Annotated in this window: 17 protein-coding genes; 9 read left to right on the plus strand and 8 right to left on the minus strand. The window is 59.6% G+C overall.

Features of this window, described 5'->3' with window-relative positions; translation table 11 throughout:
* Window positions 1-121: 121 nt before the first annotated feature.
* Entirely contained in the window at window positions 122-2,482 is a 2,361-nt protein-coding gene (locus tag ACIPIZ_RS04815) for a DNA polymerase II (RefSeq protein WP_253484766.1), read from the plus strand.
* Here ACIPIZ_RS04815 and ACIPIZ_RS04820 read toward each other — a convergent pair.
* The 3 genes from ACIPIZ_RS04820 to ACIPIZ_RS04830 all read right to left on the minus strand — a co-directional run bounded on the left by ACIPIZ_RS04820 (window position 2,447) and on the right by ACIPIZ_RS04830 (window position 5,069).
* Window positions 2,447-2,917, minus strand: a complete 471-nt coding sequence (locus ACIPIZ_RS04820) for a DUF1810 domain-containing protein (protein ID WP_401164344.1) — start codon at window positions 2,915-2,917, stop codon at window positions 2,447-2,449. The two genes, ACIPIZ_RS04815 and ACIPIZ_RS04820, sit on opposite strands and share 36 nt — an antisense overlap.
* 26 nt (window positions 2,918-2,943) lie before the next feature.
* Window positions 2,944-3,765 carry an aldo/keto reductase gene (locus ACIPIZ_RS04825; protein WP_401164345.1) on the minus strand — a complete coding sequence of 274 codons (822 nt, stop codon included), beginning with the start codon at window positions 3,763-3,765 and terminating at the stop codon, window positions 2,944-2,946.
* A gap of 155 nt (window positions 3,766-3,920) precedes the next feature.
* Window positions 3,921-5,069 (minus strand): aldose epimerase family protein, encoded by a 1,149-nt coding sequence (locus tag ACIPIZ_RS04830; RefSeq protein ID WP_064389197.1) that lies wholly within the window; start codon window positions 5,067-5,069, stop codon window positions 3,921-3,923.
* 344 nt (window positions 5,070-5,413) lie between these two features.
* Between ACIPIZ_RS04830 and ACIPIZ_RS04835 the strand changes: the two genes are divergently transcribed.
* The 3 genes from ACIPIZ_RS04835 to ACIPIZ_RS04845 all read left to right on the plus strand — a co-directional run bounded on the left by ACIPIZ_RS04835 (window position 5,414) and on the right by ACIPIZ_RS04845 (window position 8,552).
* Window positions 5,414-6,163 (plus strand): hypothetical protein, encoded by a 750-nt coding sequence (locus ACIPIZ_RS04835; protein WP_401164349.1) that lies wholly within the window; start codon window positions 5,414-5,416, stop codon window positions 6,161-6,163.
* Window positions 6,164-6,323: 160 nt separating this feature from the next.
* Window positions 6,324-7,538, plus strand: a complete 1,215-nt coding sequence (locus tag ACIPIZ_RS04840) for an MFS transporter (RefSeq protein WP_401164350.1) — start codon at window positions 6,324-6,326, stop codon at window positions 7,536-7,538.
* 228 nt (window positions 7,539-7,766) lie between these two features.
* On the plus strand, window positions 7,767-8,552 hold the full coding sequence (locus ACIPIZ_RS04845; protein WP_253484762.1) for a sulfite exporter TauE/SafE family protein: 786 nt from the start codon (window positions 7,767-7,769) through the stop codon (window positions 8,550-8,552).
* Here the strand turns inward: ACIPIZ_RS04845 and ACIPIZ_RS04850 are convergent.
* Complete coding sequence (locus ACIPIZ_RS04850) at window positions 8,534-9,007, minus strand: GNAT family N-acetyltransferase (protein WP_105704834.1); 474 nt, start codon at window positions 9,005-9,007, stop codon at window positions 8,534-8,536. The two genes, ACIPIZ_RS04845 and ACIPIZ_RS04850, sit on opposite strands and share 19 nt — an antisense overlap.
* A gap of 208 nt (window positions 9,008-9,215) precedes the next feature.
* On the opposite strand from ACIPIZ_RS04850, the gene ACIPIZ_RS04855 reads away from it, so the two are divergent.
* Window positions 9,216-9,782: a DUF4174 domain-containing protein gene (locus ACIPIZ_RS04855; RefSeq protein ID WP_064389202.1), complete on the plus strand. Its 567-nt coding sequence runs from the start codon at window positions 9,216-9,218 to the stop codon at window positions 9,780-9,782.
* 151 nt (window positions 9,783-9,933) lie between these two features.
* Here the strand turns inward: ACIPIZ_RS04855 and ampC are convergent, their stop codons facing one another.
* Window positions 9,934-11,100: a class C beta-lactamase gene (ampC, locus tag ACIPIZ_RS04860; RefSeq protein ID WP_122854315.1), complete on the minus strand. Its 1,167-nt coding sequence runs from the start codon at window positions 11,098-11,100 to the stop codon at window positions 9,934-9,936.
* A 160-nt stretch (window positions 11,101-11,260) separates the two neighbouring features.
* Here ampC and ACIPIZ_RS04865 point away from each other — a divergent pair, with 160 nt between their 5' ends.
* Window positions 11,261-12,133, plus strand: a complete 873-nt coding sequence (locus tag ACIPIZ_RS04865) for a LysR family transcriptional regulator (protein ID WP_401164352.1) — start codon at window positions 11,261-11,263, stop codon at window positions 12,131-12,133.
* 130 nt (window positions 12,134-12,263) lie between these two features.
* On the opposite strand, the gene gudD is transcribed toward ACIPIZ_RS04865, so the two are convergent.
* Complete coding sequence (gudD, locus tag ACIPIZ_RS04870; protein ID WP_064389205.1) at window positions 12,264-13,607, minus strand: glucarate dehydratase; 1,344 nt, start codon at window positions 13,605-13,607, stop codon at window positions 12,264-12,266.
* A 40-nt stretch (window positions 13,608-13,647) separates the two neighbouring features.
* Window positions 13,648-14,994, minus strand: coding sequence for an MFS transporter (locus ACIPIZ_RS04875; protein ID WP_064389206.1), 1,347 nt, complete (start codon window positions 14,992-14,994; stop codon window positions 13,648-13,650).
* A 348-nt stretch (window positions 14,995-15,342) separates the two neighbouring features.
* Here ACIPIZ_RS04875 and ACIPIZ_RS04880 point away from each other — a divergent pair, with 348 nt between their 5' ends.
* Both ACIPIZ_RS04880 and ACIPIZ_RS04885 read left to right on the plus strand, forming a co-directional pair.
* A complete protein-coding gene (locus tag ACIPIZ_RS04880; protein WP_064389207.1) occupies window positions 15,343-16,056 on the plus strand; it encodes a FadR/GntR family transcriptional regulator in 714 nt (237 codons plus the stop codon).
* A 92-nt stretch (window positions 16,057-16,148) separates the two neighbouring features.
* Entirely contained in the window at window positions 16,149-16,382 is a 234-nt protein-coding gene (locus ACIPIZ_RS04885; protein ID WP_064389208.1) for a hypothetical protein, read from the plus strand.
* 163 nt (window positions 16,383-16,545) lie between these two features.
* Here the strand turns inward: ACIPIZ_RS04885 and ACIPIZ_RS04890 are convergent, their stop codons facing one another.
* Window positions 16,546-17,439 (minus strand): DMT family transporter, encoded by an 894-nt coding sequence (locus tag ACIPIZ_RS04890; protein WP_122662041.1) that lies wholly within the window; start codon window positions 17,437-17,439, stop codon window positions 16,546-16,548.
* Window positions 17,440-17,541: 102 nt separating this feature from the next.
* Between ACIPIZ_RS04890 and ACIPIZ_RS04895 the strand changes: the two genes are divergently transcribed.
* A complete protein-coding gene (locus tag ACIPIZ_RS04895) occupies window positions 17,542-18,408 on the plus strand; it encodes a LysR family transcriptional regulator (RefSeq protein ID WP_401164355.1) in 867 nt (288 codons plus the stop codon).
* Window positions 18,409-18,613: the final 205 nt, after the last annotated feature.

Consider the following 18,613-nt stretch of genomic DNA (forward strand, 5'->3'; position numbering starts at 1 on the left):
ATAACACGCAAAAAACGTCATTTGGCGGATTTTTCCACGACTGCCGACAATTTATCGCCAGGGTCATCCCACGCAATGCTGCGTAGAATGCCCCTCTGTTTCAAATTTCGAGGTTGCAGTGGTGGATTTACCGCAGGGCTTCGTCCTGACCCGGCATTGGCGCGACACCGCCGCCGGCACCGAAGTCGAGTTCTGGCTGGCGACCGACGCCGGGCCACGCCGTGTGCGCTTGCCGCATCAACCGTCGGTGGCGTTTATCCCCGCCGAACAGCGTGCCACCGCCGAGCGCCTCCTGCACGACGAAAAGAACGTCGAACTGCGCCCATTGGCCCTGCAGGATTTCCAGCATCGCCCGGTGCTGGGTCTGTATTGCCAGCAACACGGCCAGTTGATGCGCCTGGAAACCGCGCTCAACCGCAACGGTATCGACGTCTACGAGGCCGACGTGCGCCCGCCGGAACGCTATCTGATGGAGCGCTTCATCACCGCCCCGGTGTTTTTCAGCGGCACTGCCGATGCCGACGGCGTGTTGCTCAACGCTCACCTCAAACCGGCACCGAACTATCGACCGAAGCTGCGACTGGTCTCGCTGGACATCGAAACCACCGAAACCGGCGAGCTGTATTCGATTGCCCTGGAAGGTTGTGGCCAGCGTCAGGTGTACATGCTCGGTGCGCCGAACGGCGACGCCAGCCTCGTCGACTTCGACCTCGAATACTGCGACTCGCGTACCGTCATTCTGAAAAAACTCAACGACTGGTTCGCACAGCACGACCCCGACGCGATCATTGGCTGGAACGTCGTGCAGTTCGATTTGCGCATCCTTCATGAACACGCCCGGCGCCTCGGCGTACCGCTGAAAATCGGCCGTGGCGGCGAAGAGATGCAGTGGCGTGAGCACGGTAGCCGTAATCACTATTTCGCCTCGGCGGCGGGGCGGCTGATCATCGACGGCATCGAATCCCTGCGTTCGGCGACCTGGAGTTTCCCCTCGTTCAGTCTGGAAAACGTCGCGCAGACCCTGCTCGGCGAAGGCAAGTCCATCGACAACCCGTACCAGCGCATGGACGAAATCAACCGCATGTTCGCCGAGGACAAACCGGCGCTGGCCAAGTACAACCTCAAGGACTGCGAACTGGTCACGCGGATCTTCGCCAAGACCGAACTGCTGACGTTTTTGCTCGAACGCGCCAGCGTCACCGGATTGCCGGCGGACCGCAGCGGCGGCTCGGTGGCGGCATTCACCCACCTGTACATGCCGTTGATGCACCGGCAGGGCTTTGTTGCGCCGAACCTGGGCACCAATCCTCCGCAGGCCAGTCCCGGCGGGTTTGTCATGGACTCGCAACCGGGCCTCTACGAATCGGTGTTGGTGCTCGACTACAAAAGCCTGTATCCGTCGATCATCCGTACGTTTCTGATTGACCCGGTCGGCCTGATCGAAGGCTTGCAACACCCGGACGACGCCGACTCGGTGCCGGGATTCCGTGGCGCCAGGTTCTCGCGCACCCGCCATTGCCTGCCGTCGATTGTTTCGCGGGTCGCCGAGGGTCGCGAGACCGCCAAACGCGAGCTCAATGCGCCGCTGTCTCAAGCGCTGAAAATCATCATGAACGCCTTCTACGGCGTGCTCGGTTCCAGCGGTTGCCGCTTCTTCGATACGCGGCTGGCGTCATCGATCACCCTGCGCGGTCACGAGATCATGCTGCGCACGCGCCAGTTGATCGAGGAGCAGGGCCACGCGGTGATCTATGGCGACACCGATTCAACGTTTGTCTGGCTGCGTCGCCCGCACGGGCAGGAAGAGGCCGCGAGTATTGGCCATGCGCTGGTCAAGCACGTCAACGACTGGTGGCGTGAACATGTGCGTGATGAATTTGGGCTGGAAAGCGCCCTCGAACTGCAATTTGAAATTCACTACAAACGTTTCCTGATGCCGACCATTCGCGGCGCGGAAGAGGGCAGCAAAAAGCGCTACGCCGGTCTTGTCACCCGTGCCGATGGCAGCGATGAAATGGTCTACAAAGGCCTGGAAACCGTGCGCACCGATTGGTCGCTGCTGGCCCGGCAATTTCAGCAGGAGCTGTACGAACGGATCTTCCAGCGCAAGCCGTATCAGGAGTATGTGCGCGACTACGTACGCAAAACCCTCGCCGGTGAATTCGACGATCGACTGGTCTACCGCAAACGCCTGCGTCGTACACTCGACGACTACGAACGCAACGTTCCGCCGCACGTACGCGCGGCGCGACTGGCCGATGATTACAACGCGCAACACGGCCGCCCACGGCAATATCAGAACGGCGGCTGGATCAGTTACGTCATTACTTTGGCTGGCCCCGAGCCGCTGGAAGTGCGCCGTGCGGCCATCGATTATGACCACTACATCACCCGGCAACTGCAACCGGTGGCCGACGCGATTCTGCCGTTTGTCGACGACGATTTCTCAACCCTGATCGGTGGGCAACTGGGCCTGTTTTGAGTCGAGCAACTGCAGCGTCCATTCATCGAGGATGCCGTGGAAGTAGCGCTCCAGTGCCTGATTGAACAGGCTGTCGTCAGCGGCAAACTCTGCGAACAGGGTCATCGAGGAATGGAATTTCAGGTCATCGGGATGGCCGAAAATCTGCGCAATCGAGCGCTGCTGCACGTTCAGCACCAACTGCGTACAGATCCGCAGCCGCGCGCCGAGCAGTTCATGCTCCAGATAAGCCCGGGCTTCCTCGGCTGAACCGATGGCGAAGCGCCGGGACATTTCACTGCCGCCCAGACCGGCAAACTGCGGAAAGACAAACCACATCCAGTGGCTGCGTTTGCGGCCGTCGTCGAGTTCGCGTTGCACGCGCTCGAACACCGGATCCTGCGCCTGGATAAAGCGTTGCAGGTTGAACGGGTCATACTGATCAGTGCTTCTCATCGCCAAGCCCGCCAGTCGGCAGCGGCTCAGACCATGGCCAGCCGCTGCTTGCGTTGTGGCGCTTGGAATACGTGGTCCAGCGCCGCCAGATCCCCGGCCTCCAGTTGCAGCTGCGCCGCTTGTGCATTGAGTTGCACGTGCTCGGGTCGCACAGCCTTGGGAATCGCAATCACGCCATCCTGACGCAGAATCCACGCCAGCGAAACCTGTGCCGGGGTCACGCCGTGACGAGCGGCAATGTCTTTCAACACCGGCTCGGCGAGCATCGCACCGCCCTGACCGATCGGACAGTAGGCCATCAGCGGCATGTGCTGGTGCTGGCACCACGGCAACAGGTCGAATTCGATGCCGCGCTCTTCGAGGTTGTAGAGCACCTGATTGGTCGCGCAGGCCGAACTGGAGAGTTCTTCGAGATCGTCTACATCGAAGTTCGACACGCCCCAGCGGCCGATCTTGCCGTCCTCGCGCAGGCGTTCGAAGGCCTCGACGGTTTCTTCCAGCGGATACTGACCACGCCAGTGCAGCAGATAGAGATCGATGTAGTCGGTGTCGAGCCGCCGCAGGCTGCGCTCGCAGGCCTGCGGGATGCCTTTGCGGCTGGCGTTGTGCGGGTAGACCTTGCTCACCAGAAACACTTGATCGCGCAGACCGGTGATGGCTTCACCGACCACGCTTTCGGCGCCGCCCTCGGCGTACATTTCGGCGCTGTCGATCAGGGTCATGCCCAGCTCGATCCCGGTGCGCAGGGCTGCGACTTCACGCTTGTACGCCGAGCGGTCTTCGCCCATGCGCCAGGTGCCTTGGCCAATCACTGGCACCTGCACGCCGGCCAATTCAAGGGTACGCATGCAAACCTCCCATCTGAAAGTGACGATACCTTTTAGTGGGCAGCAGGATAGCTCAGGGGTTCAAAAAGCAAAAAGATCGCAGCGTGCCGCAGCTCCTACAGGAAAACGCTCAACGGTAGGAGCTGCGGCACGCTGCGATCTTTTGATCTTCGCTTTTATTTCGCGCTGAACTTCAACACCACGCTGTGGCTGTAAGTCTGCCCGGGATCAAGCCGAGTGCTTGGGAAATTCGCTTGATTCGGCGAATCCGGATAGTGCTGGGTCTCCAGGGTGAACGCGCCCCAGTGCGGATACACCTTGCCACCCTTGCCCTTGACCGTGCCGTCGAGGAAGTTGCTGGTGTAGAACTGCACGCCCGGTTCCGTGGTGAACAGCTGCAGAACGCGACCGGACTGCGGATCGCTGACTTCAGTGGCGACTTGTTTGATATCGCCCTTGGTGTCCAGCGCCCAGTTGAAATCGAAGCCGCCCTGTTTCGCTTCGGCGAATTTCAGTTGCGGGTGATCCGCCTTGATGTGCGTGCCAATCGCCGTTGGTTTGGTGAAATCCATCGGCGTGCCGGCCACGGGCGCCAGCTCACCGGTTGGAATCAGCTTGGCCGTCACCGGCGTGTAATGGCTGGCGTGCAGGGTCGCGACCTGTTTGAGAATGTCGCCATTGCCGGCGCCGGCGAGGTTGAAGTAGCTGTGGTTGGTCAGGTTGAGCACCGTTGGCTTGTCGGTGCTGGCCTTGTAGTCGATGCGCAGTTCGTTGTTGTCGGTGAGGCGATAAGTCACTTCAGTGGTGAGATTGCCGGGGAAGCCCATTTCGCCATCTGCCGACAGATACGTCAGGGTCACGCCGACCGAATCCTTGTCCTTGGTTTCCTCGGCCTTCCAGACTTTCTTGTCAAAGCCCTGAGTGCCGCCGTGCAGTGCATTGGACTTGTCGTTCTGCGGCACTTGATAGCGCTTGCCGTCGAGTTCGAACGCGCCGTCGGCCAGGCGATTGCCGAAGCGGCCGATGGTTGCGCCAAAGTAGGCGGTGCCTTTCTGATAGCCCTGCACGTCGTCGAAACCGAGCACCACGTCGTCGAACTTGCCGTGCTTGTCGGCGACTTTCAGCGATTGCAGGGTTGCGCCGTAGGTGATGACGGTGGCTTGCATGCCGTGGCTGTTGCGCAGGATGTATTGCTCGACGGGCGTACCGTCATTGGTTTTGCCGAAAGCTTTGTGTTCAGCGGTCAGGCCCGCAGCCTGGGCAGAAAGGGTAGCGATCATCAGGGACAGTCCGAGGCCGGAGAGCAGGTGACGGGATTGAAGCATGGTAGACCTTCCTTCTTGTTGTTGTTTTCAAAATGGCGCCGATGCCATGTAGGAGCTGCCGCAGGCTGCGATCCGTTGATCTTGCTTCTAATACCCAACGTCAAAAGATCGCAGCCTGCGGCAGCTCCTACAGGATAACTAGTCATGCTATTTGTATGTGCAGTGAAGATTTATAGTTGATTAATCGTTTATTTCAACAATAAAGACAGACTAATTGGTTGTGGCGAAGGTGCCGGAGGTCGGCTGGTCATGCGCACCACTGCACTTTTTCGCAATCGGCGGCTCTATCCATGGCCAGGATGCGGTGACTCCCGCCGCACAGGAACGTGCCTGATCGAGAATTCATGCCGAGCGCTTTTCATCTGATTGCCCCTTTTTTTCGTCGTCCGTGCGTACTGCTCGTCTGTTTGTCGTCGCTGCTGTTCAGTGGTTGCAGCCATCAGGACGGCAACGGTTTCTTCAACCAGATGCGTGACGGCAAGCCGCAGGAATTCTTGCAGACCAGCGTCGACCGCATGGCCACCCTGGCGATGCGCGACAACCTCAACAGTCTTTACCGCTTGCAAGCCAAGCTGTACCTGCGCAACCCGGACGAGCTGCGCAAGTCAGGCTTTCTCAACATCCATGCGGCGGTGAAACAGGTGCGCCAGGCCATCGAACAGCAACAGCCGCTGCCGGTGCTGGGCGATCGCAAGGATCTGGCGGCGCTCAGCTATGCGATGAGCCCGGAGTTTCTCGGTGACCGCGTCGGCGCCTTTATTTATGCGATCGGCAGCATGCTCGTCACCGCCCACGGCAATCGCACCGAGTTCTACATGACCGACGCGATTAACCCGACCTTCGTCCACAACGCCGCGCGCAATATCGAAAAAGCCACGTGGATTCTGTCGCAACGGCAGAACACCGCTGGCCAGCCACTGCTGTTTTCCAATGAGATCTCGGAGGAGGGCACCAACCTGAGCTTCGCCACCGAGTTCGGCAAGATCGTTGCGCGACTGGACTTGATCACGCAGATGCTCGATGAGCGTTATCGGCGGATCGGCCTTAACTACGCGCAGAGTTTGCTGTTCCTGAATTTCCTACCCGTCCAATAAAACCCCTGTAGGAGCTGCCGCAGGCTGCGATCTTTTGATCTTTTTTACGATCAACGTCAAAAGATCGCAGCCTGCGGCAGCTCCTACAGGTTAGAGTTGCGGTCGATAAGTTTGTATACAAGTTTTAGTAAAACTAGATCCAAAAGGAGCTGCACCTGTCATGACCGACCCCGCAAGCGCCGATTTCACTCGCGTCGACCGCACCGCCCGTGCGGACAAATTGCCCTACGCCGCGTTACTGGCCTTCGCCATGACCGGTTTCATCGCCATCCTCACCGAAACCCTGCCTGCCGGACTGCTGCCGCAAATCGGCGCCGGGCTCAACGTCAGCGAAGTGCTCGCCGGGCAACTGGTGACCCTGTATGCGCTGGGTTCGATTGTCGCGGCAATTCCGTTGACCGTGGCCACGCGCGGCTGGCCGCGGCGGCGAGTGCTTTTGATGACAGTGGGCGGGTTTCTGGTGTTCAACACCGTCACCACGTTCTCCAGTCATTACGGCCTGACCCTGGCCTCGCGTTTTCTCGCCGGGATGGCGGCGGGGCTGTCATGGGGAATCATGGCCGGTTATGCGCGCGGCATCGTGCCCGTGCATCAGCAGGGGCGGGCACTGGCGATTGCCATGCTCGGCACGCCGGTGGCGTTGTCGCTGGGCACGCCGGCGGGCACGTGGCTGGGCAATCTGATCGGCTGGCGCGCGTCGTTCGGGATCATGTCGGCGCTGGCCCTGGTGCTGGCGGCGTGGATCATCATCGCCGTGCCGGATCGTCCGGGGCAAACCAGCGAAGAACGCCTGCCGTTGCTCGAATCGCTGCGCCTGCCCGGTGTGCGGCCGGTGCTGTTCGTGGTGCTGGCGTGGATGCTCGGGCACAACATTCTCTACACCTACATTGCGCCGTTTCTGATGCAGGCCGGGCTGGCCGATCGCGTCGATCTGGTGCTGCTGGTATTTGGCCTGTGTTCGCTGGCCGGGATCTGGATCATCGGCCTGCTGGTGGATCGCTGGTTGCGCTGGCTGACGCTGATCAGCCTCGCGGTGTTTGCGCTGACGGCATTGGTACTGGCGCTGGCGGCGCCGTCGCCTCTGATCATTTATGCGTGCATGGCGGTGTGGGGGTTGTCGTTTGGCGGTTCGGCCACTCTATTGCTGACCTCGGCGGCGGACTCGGCAGGCGAGCATGTCGACGTGGTGCAGGCGATGCTGACCACTTCGTGGAACGTGGCGATTGCCGGTGGCGGCTTGTTCGGCGGCTTGCTGCTGGACCGGGCAGGGGCGATGTCGTTTCCGTGGGCGCTGCTGATTCTGTCGCTTATTGCTCTGGCCACGGTGTGGATCAACAAAACCCACAGCTTCAAACCAGGCCGAAGGGTGCACTGAATCTGCATCCACCACCTAACCCTGTAGGAGTGAGCCTGCTCGCGATAGCGGAGGGTCAGTCACTGAATCCATCACTGATAGACCGCTATCGCGAGCAGGCTCACTCCTACAGTAAAGCGATGGTGATTGCGATATGGCATAACGATAGACCGCATCGATATATGTGGTTATAAGAAAAATCGCTATGCTGCGGGCCAGATTTTTCCTGTCGTTTTTCTGGACGGTTTAATGGAATTGGCAAATTTCGGCCTGGTGATTGCCGGGCTGGTGGTGGGTTTTATTGTCGGCATGACCGGTGTCGGCGGCGGTTCGTTGATGACGCCGATCCTGCTGTGGTTCGGCATCAACCCGGCAACAGCGGTGGGTACTGACTTGCTGTACGCCGCCATTACCAAATCCAGCGGCGTCCTCGTTCACAGGAAGAACAAGAATATCGACTGGGCCATTACCGGTTGGCTGACCCTCGGCAGCGTGCCGGCGGTGGCCATGACCTTGTGGTTCCTCAGCACCCTGCACACCGCGCCGGACGCGATGAACGCCATCATCAAACAAGCGCTGGGCTTCGTGCTGTTCGCCACGGCGCTGGCGATTTTCTTCAAGAAGCGCTTGCTCGACTTCGCCCACAAACGCGCAGGCGGCAACTACAACCCGAGCGGTTCGCGGCTGAATGTGCTGACGGTGATCACCGGTCTGATCCTCGGCACCATGGTTGCCCTGACCTCGATCGGTGCCGGCGCATTAGGCACGGTCGCGCTGTTCATCCTTTACCCACTGCTGCCAACCCGTCGTCTGGTCGGCACCGAAATCGCCCACGCCGTGCCGCTGACCCTGGTCGCCGGTCTTGGTCACGCGAGCATGGGCAACATGGATTGGGGTGTGCTGGGGTTCCTGTTGGTCGGCTCGTTGCCAGGCATCTGGCTCGGCAGTCACCTGACCGGACGCATCTCCGATGAAGTGCTGCGCCCGTGCCTGGCGACGATGCTGGTGCTGATCGGTTACAAACTGGCGTTCTGAGTGGTGAATTTCATCACCGTCACCGGCAAGTCCTCGTACACCAGCTCTTCAACCACCTGCCAACCCAGTCGCGCATATAGCGACTGTGACGTGTCGGTGTACAGATACAACTCCCGCACACCCAGCGCCGCCGCTTCTTCAACCACTCGATTGACCAGTTGCGAAGCAATCCCGCGGCCGCGCTCCTCTGCCTTCACATAAACCCCGGCCAGCCATGGCGTCAGGTTCGGGCGCAGCTTCAGATCGCTTTCAATCAGCAATGCGCCGCCCAGCAGTCGCGAACCCTCAAGCGCTACCACCACGCTGGGCACTGCACCTTTGCCACAGGATTCACGCATATGCTCGATGCGATGTTCGACGGTTTGTCCGGGCCGAAACTCGCCCCATTCATTGAAGTTGAGCGTGGCCAGTTCTTCGATCAATTCGGGGTGATCGCACAGGTAATCGATGTGCATGGGGGTGAACTCCATTTCATGGGCAGAACCACCACCCTAATGCGGTCATAAAAGGTAATCAAATCCGCGTTGCGATCACCTCGGATATGTTGCGCAATGTCGCGCCTGTCCTAAGCTTCTGACTAGGCGGAAGATATTTGCCGGGTTGTCCCGGAACAATCGCCACGATGCGCAATCATTAGAGCGTGGATATCAAAAGGAGATGCGCATGCTCATCAGGTCACTGACCCTGACACTCTTGCTGGCGATTGCCGGCCCCTTGTTCGCCGCTGACAACGATTCGCCCATCGCCGGGGATATGGGCCGCGCCCGACCGCTGATCGTGATCGCACAAAGCACTGTTGACCCGGTGTGGGTGGCTTTGAAAAAGTCGCTGGAGGATCCCGCCAACAAAAAGGGCGTCGCCGACCGCAACATCAAGGTCTACACCATCCTCAACATGGCCGGCCAGCTCGACGGCAAGGACCTGGGCCAGCAAGACACCATGGCGCTGCTGCGCTCGCTGAAACTGGGTGCCGGGGCGTACCCGAAAGTGTTCCTGGTGGGCAAGGACGGCGAGACCAAGCTTTCGGCCTCGGGGGACGAAGCGAAAGCGGTGGATCTGAAGAAGATTTTCGACACCATCGACGCCATGCCCATGGCCGAGAAGGAAGCGGCCGCTGCGGCTGCCCAAGCGCCGGCGGCTGCCGAACCGGAGCCTGCGAAAGGTGCCAAAAACGCCAAACCTGCCAAGCCTGCGAAACCGAGCAAGCCGCCGGAAATGCCGGATGATTGATTGCATAAGCGAGCACTGAAAAATGGGCGATCTCAGCAAGATCGCCCATTTTTTTCGCCTGCAAAAAGATCGCAGCCTGCGGCAGCTCCTACATTGACCGAGTGAACACCCGATCCTGTAGGAGCTGCCGCAGGCTGCGATCTTTTGATTTTCAGTCAGCGACAGCGCTGAGGATTGTATGGGCGATTTTCACCCGCTCAGGAATCGGGAAGTTCTTGTTGGCCATGATCACGATGCCAACATCCTTGCTCGGCACAAACGCCACGTAAGTTCCGAAACCACCGGTTGAGCCGGTCTTGTTGATCAGCACGTCATGCGGCTGAGGTTGCGGCGGATTCAGCCACTGCACCTTGTGCGCTTCCATGGCCATTTCCGTCGAGTTGCCCGCCAGCAAGCGGTCGAGGCTGATCGGGTAGCGATACATTTCCCAACCCAAGCCTTGAGTCATGTCGCCCACCGTGTAGTAACCGGTGTGGGTGTTGGCGATGGTTTTTTGCAGGGACGCTTCAAGCGTTTCAGGCTTCAGGTTGGTCTGAACGTAACGCAGCATGTCCACCGCGCTGGTTTTCACGCCATAGGCCTGCGAGTCAAGCGCACCGGGCGTGACGCGCACCGGTTTGCCGTTCTTGTCGTAGCCCTGCGCATACAGGTCCATTTGCGCGGCAGGCACGCTGAGGTAAGTGTGCTGCAAACCGAGTTTAGGCAGCAGGTTTTGTGTCATCGCCTGATCAAACGGCTGGCCGAGGCTTTTCGCGGCCAGATAACCGAACAGGCCCAGACTCGGGTTGGAGTACTGGCGATGGCTGCCCGCGGGATATACCGGTTTCCACTGTTGGAAATAGCCGAGCATCTTGTCAGACGAATCCGCGTCGTCCGGGAATTGCAGCGGCAAACCGCCGGCACTGTAGGTGCCCAATTGCAGCACGCTGATGTTGTCGAAGGCGCTGCCTTTCAGATCAGGCCAGAGCTGACTGGCCTTGGTCGACAGATCGAGTTTGCCAGTCGCCTGGGCATAACCGGCGAGGGTGGCGGTGAAGGTTTTGCTCACCGAGCCGATTTCGAACAAGGTGTTTTCGCTGACCTTTTGCCCGGTGTCTTTCGCCGCCACACCGTAGTTAAAGTAATGCGCCTGACCGTTGATGGTCAGCGCTACGGTCAGGCCGGGAATGTCCTGTTGTTGCATCACCGGTGTTACCGCATCGTTGACCAGTGTTTGCAATTGCGCGTCGCTGGGTACCGCGGCCAGGCACGAGGTGGCCCCGAACAACAAGCCGACAGTGGCACAGGAAATGACTTTGCTCGATTGGATGGATGACATGAATGAACCACTCTCCATGAGTGTTGATAGTGTTGTCCCGCTACACTGCGGACGATTTATTCGTTGGGCGGCTGATCAGCGCCGCCAATCTAGTCAGCGCGGCGCCAATCGGCAAACGACGAAAACTCGCACGAGCCATTAGAAAAATTTGGGACTGGACATGATTCGACCTCAATTGCCGCTCAACGCACTGCGCGCCTTCGAAGCCTCGGCGCGACACTTGAGTTTCACTCGCGCGGCGGTGGAACTGTGCGTCACGCAAGCGGCGGTCAGCCATCAGGTGAAAAGCCTGGAGGCGCAACTGAACGTGACCTTGTTCAAACGCCTGCCCCGTGGGCTGATGTTGACCGGTGAAGGCGAAACCTTGCTGCCGGTGCTGAGCACCTCGTTCGATCACATCGCGCAGATGCTCGAGCGTCTCGCCGGTGGCCAGTATCGCGAAATGTTGACCGTCGGCGCAGTCGGCACCTTCGCCGTGGGTTGGCTGTTACCGAGGCTGGCGGATTTCCGGGCGAAACATCCGCTCATAGATTTGCGCCTGTCGACCAACAACAATCGCGTGGATGTGGCGGCGGAAGGGCTGGATTACGCGATTCGCTTCGGTGCTGGCGCGTGGCATGGCATCGAGGCAACGCGGTTGCTTGAGGCGCCGCTGTCGGTGTTGTGCGTGCCGGAGATCGCTCGGCAATTGCAGTCGCCGGGGGATCTGTCGCAGCAAACCCTGCTGCGTTCTTATCGCACCGATGAGTGGCCGCAATGGTTTCAGGCCGCCGGGTTGGCGACGCAGGCTGCACCGCCGCAGAGCATCGTGTTCGATTCATCGCTGGCGATGATGGAAGCGGCGTTGCAGGGCAGCGGGGTGGCATTGGCGCCGCCGCTGATGTTCGCCCGGCAACTGGCGGCGGAGGCGATTTGTCAGCCGTTTGCGATTGAGATTACGACGGGGAGTTACTGGTTGACGCGGTTGCAGTCGCGGCATGAAACAGCGGCGATGTTCGCCTTCAAAAACTGGCTGCTGCAAATCTCTGGTTGAAATAAATGCCCCCTGTAGGAGTGAGCCTGCTCGCGATAGCGGTGTGTCAGTCAACATTTACATCAACTGACACACCGCTATCGCGAGCAGGCTCACTCCTACAGGGGCAGTGGTGGATTGGAGATCAGGTTCAGCGGACGAGACACGGCCGCTTGTTATCGAACTTCCACCCCGGAATCAGAAACTGCATCGCCACGCTGTCATCCCGCGCGCCGAGGCCCATGCCTTTGTACAGTTCATGAGCCTTGGCCACCTGATCCATATCCAGCTCGACACCCAGCCCCGGTTTTTTCGGCACTTGCACCAGACCGTCGACAATTTGCAGCGGCGCCTTGGTCAACCGTTGGCCGTCCTGCCAGATCCAGTGAGTGTCGATCGCGGTGATCTCGCCTGGCGCCGCAGCGGCAACGTGGGTAAACATCGCCAGGGAAATATCGAAGTGATTGTTGGAGTGCGAGCCCCAGGTCAGGCCCCACTCATGGCACATCTGCGCCACGCGCACCGAACCCTGCATGGTCCAGAAATGCGGGTCGGCCAGCGGAATGTCCACCGACTGCAGCTGAATCGCGTGGCCCATCTCACGCCAGTCAGTGGCGATCATGTTGGTGGCGGTTTTCAGCCCGGTGGCGCGGCGGAATTCGGCCATCACTTCACGTCCGGAATAGCCGTTTTCCGCACCGCAGGGGTCCTCGGCGTAGGCCAGAACGTGATGTTGATCGCGGCACAAGCGGATGGCTTCTTTCAGTGACCACGCACCGTTCGGATCGAGGGTGATGCGCGCATCAGGAAAGCGTTCAGCCAGCGCCGTCACCGCTTCGATTTCGGCATCGCCGCTGAGCACGCCGCCCTTGAGTTTGAAGTCCTTGAAACCGTATTTAGCGTGGGCCGCTTCGGCGAGGCGCACCACGGCTTCGGCCGTCATGGCCTTCTCGTGACGCACGCGGAACCAGTCATTGTCGGCGTCCGGTTCGCTGCGATAGGCGAGGTCGGTTTCGCGCTGATCACCGACGTAGAACAGATAGCCGAGCATCTTCACTTCGTCGCGTTGCTGACCTTCACCGAGCAGCGCTGCGACCGGCACATCAAGATGCTGGCCGAGCAAGTCGAGCAGGGCCGCTTCAAGGCCGGTGACCGCGTGAATGGTGATGCGCAGGTCAAACGTCTGCAGGCCACGACCACCGGCATCGCGGTCGGCGAAGGTCTGGCGCACCTGATTGAGGATCTTCTGCCAGGTGCCGATCGGGCTGCCGATCACCAGGCTGCGCGCGTCTTCCAGCGTCTGGCGAATGCGCTCGCCACCGGGCACTTCACCGACCCCGGTGTGGCCAGCGTTGTCTTTGAGAATAACGATGTTGCGGGTGAAAAACGGCCCGTGGGCGCCGCTCAGATTGAGCAGCATGCCGTCGTGACCGGCCACCGGGATGACTTGCATGTCGGTGATGATCGGGGCTTTGGCGGTGTCGTGTGCAGTCATGGTTTTTATCCTTCTTATTCGCAATCTTTAAAAATGGACGTCAGGCGTGCTTTGGCGCGGCGTCGACCACGGCATTTTCAGCAGCGGGTTTCGGTGTGGTGCGCGCGAAGAAAACAATGATCGCGGCGATGATCGAGGTCGCGGCCAGACCATAGAGGCCGCCCTGAATCGAACCGGTGTGTTCTTCGAGCAAACCGAACGTGGTTGGCGCGACGAAGCCGCCGAGGTTGCCCACCGAGTTGATCAACGCGATCACTGCCGCAGCAATGCGCGCATCCAGATACGCCTGCGGAATCGGCCAGAACAGCGACGAAGCGGATTTGAAACCCAGCGCGGCAAAGCAGATCGCAACGAAGGCGAAGATCGGCCCGCCGGTGGTGGACATGAACATCCCCGCAGCGGCGATCAACAATGCAGTGGCGACCCACGCCTGCTGGTGTTTCCACTTGGCCGAGAACGAAGCGAAGGCGTACATGCCGATGATCGACAGCAACCACGGAATCGAGTTGAACAGGCCGACCTGGAAGTCGCTCATCTCGCCCATTTTCTTGATGATGCTCGGCAGCCAGAAGGTCGCCGCGTAGATGGTCAATTGAATGAAGAAGTAGATCAGGCAGAACAGGATGATCTGGCGATCCTTGAGCAGTTTGCCCATCGATGGCCGGATCGGCGTCGCGGCTTCGCGGGCCTTCTGTTCCGCGTCGATGGCGTTGACCAGTGCGTCCTGTTCGGCGCGGGTCAGCCATTTCGCGTCGTGGGGTTTGGCGTCGAGCCAGAACCAGACGAAGACGCACAGGCACACCGAAAACATCCCCTCAATGAAATACATCCATTGCCAGCCGTGCATGCCCAGCCCGTTGATCTGCAGGAGCAGACCGGACAACGGACCGGAGATCAGCGAGGCCACGGCGGAGCCGCTGAGGAAGATCGCAATCGCCTTGCCGCGTTCAGCGCCGGGCAGCCAGCGGGTGAAGTAGTAGATCACCCCGGGGAAGAACCCGGCCTCGGCCACGCCAAGCAAAAAGCGCAATACATAGAAGTGGGTTTCGTTCTGGATGAACGCCATGCCGGCGGCGACCAGGCCCCAGGTGAACATGATGCGAGTCAGCCAGATGCGTGCGCCGACTTTCTGCAGGAGCATGTTGGAGGGGACTTCGAACAGCGCGTAACCGATGAAGAACAGACCGGCGCCGAAGCCATAAGCGGCGGCACCAATGCCCAGGTCATGTTCCATGTGAGTGCGGACGAAACCGATGTTCACCCGGTCAATGTAATTGACGATGAACATGATCACGAAGAGCGGCAGGACGTGGCGTTTGACTTTCGAGATGGCCGACGCGAGTGTCGAATCGACGCCCTCGTTCATCCCGGAGACGGAGGTTTTCACTTGGTTTTCTCCCACTGATTATTTTTATGCGGGGTAGGGGCTGGGTGCTGCGTTGTTGATAGACATCATACAACTGCATTTTTTTGTCCTACAAGTGGGGAGGGCCGATTAATTTTTTCTGGATGGGCGGTTTTTTATTCCTTTTCGCGTTCATGCCTAATGTTTATTGGGTTTTATCGCCTCAGAACTGCTAAGCGCTTCTTTGGCTGCACACGTTTAATAGTCAAGAAGCCTGGAAATTGTGTTGGTTGATTTGAGTGTTGTCATACAAGTTGCAGCGCTAAAATCAATCCCAACCGCCGTGCGCACGATGCTACGATCCGCAAGACCCGATCACCGGAACCGACCATGCAAGAAGACCTCGACGCCCCCGCCCGCAAACGTGCGCACAACCTTGCCCATGACCTGGTGGAGAAACTCACCCAGAGCATCCTGCTCGGCCAGTTATCGCCCGGCGACAAGTTGCCCTCGGAGAATTCCATCGTTCAGGAGCACGGCGTCAGCCGCACCGTGGTGCGCGAGGCGATTTCCAAATTGCAGGCGTCGGGGTTGGTCGAGACGCGGCATGGCATCGGCACGTTTGTGATCGAGCGCGCAGCGGAGCAGGGCTTGCGCCTGAATGTCGACACGGCGCTCGGTGTACGCAGCATTCTTGAATTGCGCCTGGGCCTGGAAACCCAAGCCGCCGCATTGGCCGCGCAACGGCGTAGCGAGCAGCAATTGCTGCAGATGCGTCAGGCCCTGGACGACTATCAACGTTTGCTGGACAACAACGACAGTTGCGTCGAAGCGGATCGACGCTTTCATTTGCTGGTTGCCGAAGCCACCGGCAACGTTTGCTTCAGCGAGATCATGCAGCACTTGGGCAGTGCCATGATCCCGCGCAACCGGCTGAATGCCGCCGAACGCGGCGCGGCGGATCTGAGCAAGCTCGGGCAACTGGCCCATCTGGAGCATGAGGCGATTCTGAATGCGATCAAGCGTCAGGACGCGGATGCAGCCCGGGCAGCGATGTGGCTGCACTTGACCAACAGCCGTGATCGTTTCTCGGCGCAGGGTTGATCGCCGTTGGTCTGTTCGATAGCACGGCGGTCACAGGGGCACTTCCAAGTGATATGGCCCGGGTTTTCCGGACCTCCTTGGTGAGGTGTGTCATGGCTAACGACTTGCTGTTTCAGGGTGGCGTTCTTCCCACCGATCCGACCCGGCCGATGCCCGGAACCGATGAGCCGACATTGGCTGATCATGATTCACCGATGGGTATGCCCCCGGGTCAGGATCCGCTGAGCGATGCCGACCGGCCCGAGGACTGGAAGGATCCGGCGGCGGATGATGAAGACGTGCCGCCGGCGGATGAGCCGACGCCGTTATCGGATGATCGGCGCTGATCGGCGATTGCCTTGGATTAATGTGATGGCTGTGCTGGCCTCATCGCTGGCAAGCCAGCTCCCACAGGTTCTGCGGATGTACCTGAAAATTATGTTCACCATAGAACCCTGTGGGAGCTGGCTTGCCAGCGATGGCGGCATTTGCTTCAACAACAATCCTTGATCAGATCGCCGCCCGAACACCCCCAACCCGTCGCTCCAGATTCAACGCCAACACACTGATCAACACCACCACCGACCCCACCAGCACCAGTAATGTCGGCCGCTCAGCCAAACCAACCGACGCAATCCCCATCGCCGTCGGCGGTATCAGATACAACGTCATTGTCGCCCGGCTCAGATCCACATGCTTGAGCACAAATCCCCACGCCAGATAGGCCAGCGCACTGGGAAATACCCCTAGCGCCAACACCGCCCATTGCGCCCGCAGCGGCGCTTTCATCACGGTGTCCCCCAGCCCTGGCAGATAGATCAGCAGCATCAACGTCCCCGACCACACTGCATAACAGGCCAGACTGAAGCCGTCGTATCGCCGCGCATGATGTTTTTGCAGCGCGAAATAAATGCTCCACGACATCGCTGCCAGCAAGATCAGCAAGCCATGGACATCGATAGCCCCCAAACCCTTATCGCCGCTGACCACGATCACCACGCCAACAAAACCGAGCAACACACAACCCCAACGCCAAGCGCTGACTTGTTCCCTGAACACGAATCGGGCCAGCAGTGTGCTGAACAGCGGGCTCGATTGTGCCAATACGCTGGAGGCGCCGGCACTGACGCTTTGCTGGCCGATGTTCAGTGCGACGTGATGCAGGCTCACGGCGAAGAATCCCAAAGCGAACAACAGCGGCACATCGCGCAGATGTGGCAGGCGAATGCCCTTGAACGCAGCGATCAACGCCATGAACAGCGAGGCCAAAAGAAACCGCAGCAACGCCAAATGTCCGGGTTCATAGGCTTGCAGGCCGATGTGGATGCCGGTCGGCGAATAGGCCCAGCAACCGACGACAAATGCCATCGCCAGGAGGATTTTCAACGGGGAAGGGTGCGGCATGATCGGGCGCTCGGTGGTGTTGATTCGGCCGAGTATCCGGGCGCCCGATCATTCGCCACAACTGACTTATACTGCGCTGAATGTTCACTCAGAGTGATGGGTATGGAGCTGGCACAAATCCGTATGTTCAAGACTGTGGTGGAGGTCGGCAGCATCGCCCGGGCGGCGCAAAAGCTGTTCTGCGTGCCGTCGAACATCACCGCACGGATCAAGGCACTTGAGGCCGAGTTGGGCGTTGCACTGTTTCTGCGTGAGGGTCGCGGGTTGCGCATCAGTCCGGCGGGGCAGACGTTTCTGGTCTATGCGGAAAAGATTCTGGCGCTGACCGTCGAGGCCAAACGCGCGGTGGATCCTTCGGCCGAGCCGTCCGGGCCGTTGCGCATCGGCGCGATCGAATCCTCGGCGACCGGGCGCCTGCCGCGCTTGCTGGCGAAGTTTCACAAGCGTTATCCGCAGGTGGCGCTGGAACTCACCACCGGCACTTGGGGGCAATTGCTCGACGATACCGTCAGCCATCGCCTCGACGGGGCGATTGTCGCGGTGGATGTCGAACGATCACAGCTCAAGCGCACGCCGATGTATCGCGAAGAATTGCTGCTGATCGCATCGACCTCGTTTGGACCGGTGCGCGACATTGATGATCTGCAGGACAAGACCGTGTTCATGTGGCCGCAGGGTTGTCCGTATCGGGCGGCGCTGGAGCATTGGCTGTTGCGTCAGGGGCAAGCGCTGCCGATTGTCAGCCTGGCCAGTTACGGGGCGATTGTCGGGTGTGTGAGTGCCGGGGCAGGAGTGGCACTGGTGCCCAAGGGCGTGTTTGAGCAGTACGCAAAAGGGGCTGGGTGTGTGGGGTACAAATTCCCGGAATTGACCGCCGTCGACAATTTGTTTTATTGGCATGAAAACGCCGGGGTGCATCCGGCGCGGGAGGCGTTTGTGGCGATGTTGCGGGAGGAGTTTAGTGTGTAGGAAAAGCCGACCCTCATCGGAACGCCGCCCGCCCAGCCCTCTCCCGGAGGGAGAGGGGGCCGACCGAGGTGTCTCGGGTTATACGCCGACCTGAACAATCGGGTCGATTATGGATTCGGCCAAGTCTGATTTTCTTGATCAGAAAAGTCGATTGTGGATTCACCGACGAATTTTCAGGTCGGTGGATCTCTCCAATATCCCCCAA

The sequence above is a fragment of the Pseudomonas sp. NPDC087690 genome, assembly GCF_044743175.1.
In the GTDB taxonomy this organism is placed as follows: domain Bacteria; phylum Pseudomonadota; class Gammaproteobacteria; order Pseudomonadales; family Pseudomonadaceae; genus Aquipseudomonas.

Excerpts from the sequence above, each read along its gene's own strand:
- ACIPIZ_RS04820 (WP_401164344.1), bottom strand. The coding sequence starts at position 2,917 with ATGAGAAGCACTGATCAGTATGACCCGTTCAACCTGCAACGCTTTATC.
- ACIPIZ_RS04825 (WP_401164345.1), bottom strand. The coding sequence starts at position 3,765 with ATGCGTACCCTTGAATTGGCCGGCGTGCAGGTGCCAGTGATTGGCCAA.
- ACIPIZ_RS04830 (WP_064389197.1), bottom strand. The coding sequence starts at position 5,069 with ATGCTTCAATCCCGTCACCTGCTCTCCGGCCTCGGACTGTCCCTGATG.
- ACIPIZ_RS04835 (WP_401164349.1), top strand. The coding sequence starts at position 5,414 with ATGCCGAGCGCTTTTCATCTGATTGCCCCTTTTTTTCGTCGTCCGTGC.
- ACIPIZ_RS04840 (WP_401164350.1), top strand. The coding sequence starts at position 6,324 with ATGACCGACCCCGCAAGCGCCGATTTCACTCGCGTCGACCGCACCGCC.
- ACIPIZ_RS04845 (WP_253484762.1), top strand. The coding sequence starts at position 7,767 with ATGGAATTGGCAAATTTCGGCCTGGTGATTGCCGGGCTGGTGGTGGGT.
- ACIPIZ_RS04850 (WP_105704834.1), bottom strand. The coding sequence starts at position 9,007 with ATGCACATCGATTACCTGTGCGATCACCCCGAATTGATCGAAGAACTG.
- ACIPIZ_RS04855 (WP_064389202.1), top strand. The coding sequence starts at position 9,216 with ATGCTCATCAGGTCACTGACCCTGACACTCTTGCTGGCGATTGCCGGC.
- ampC (WP_122854315.1), bottom strand. The coding sequence starts at position 11,100 with ATGTCATCCATCCAATCGAGCAAAGTCATTTCCTGTGCCACTGTCGGC.
- ACIPIZ_RS04865 (WP_401164352.1), top strand. The coding sequence starts at position 11,261 with ATGATTCGACCTCAATTGCCGCTCAACGCACTGCGCGCCTTCGAAGCC.
- gudD (WP_064389205.1), bottom strand. The coding sequence starts at position 13,607 with ATGACTGCACACGACACCGCCAAAGCCCCGATCATCACCGACATGCAA.
- ACIPIZ_RS04880 (WP_064389207.1), top strand. The coding sequence starts at position 15,343 with ATGCAAGAAGACCTCGACGCCCCCGCCCGCAAACGTGCGCACAACCTT.
- ACIPIZ_RS04885 (WP_064389208.1), top strand. The coding sequence starts at position 16,149 with ATGGCTAACGACTTGCTGTTTCAGGGTGGCGTTCTTCCCACCGATCCG.
- ACIPIZ_RS04890 (WP_122662041.1), bottom strand. The coding sequence starts at position 17,439 with ATGCCGCACCCTTCCCCGTTGAAAATCCTCCTGGCGATGGCATTTGTC.
- ACIPIZ_RS04895 (WP_401164355.1), top strand. The coding sequence starts at position 17,542 with ATGGAGCTGGCACAAATCCGTATGTTCAAGACTGTGGTGGAGGTCGGC.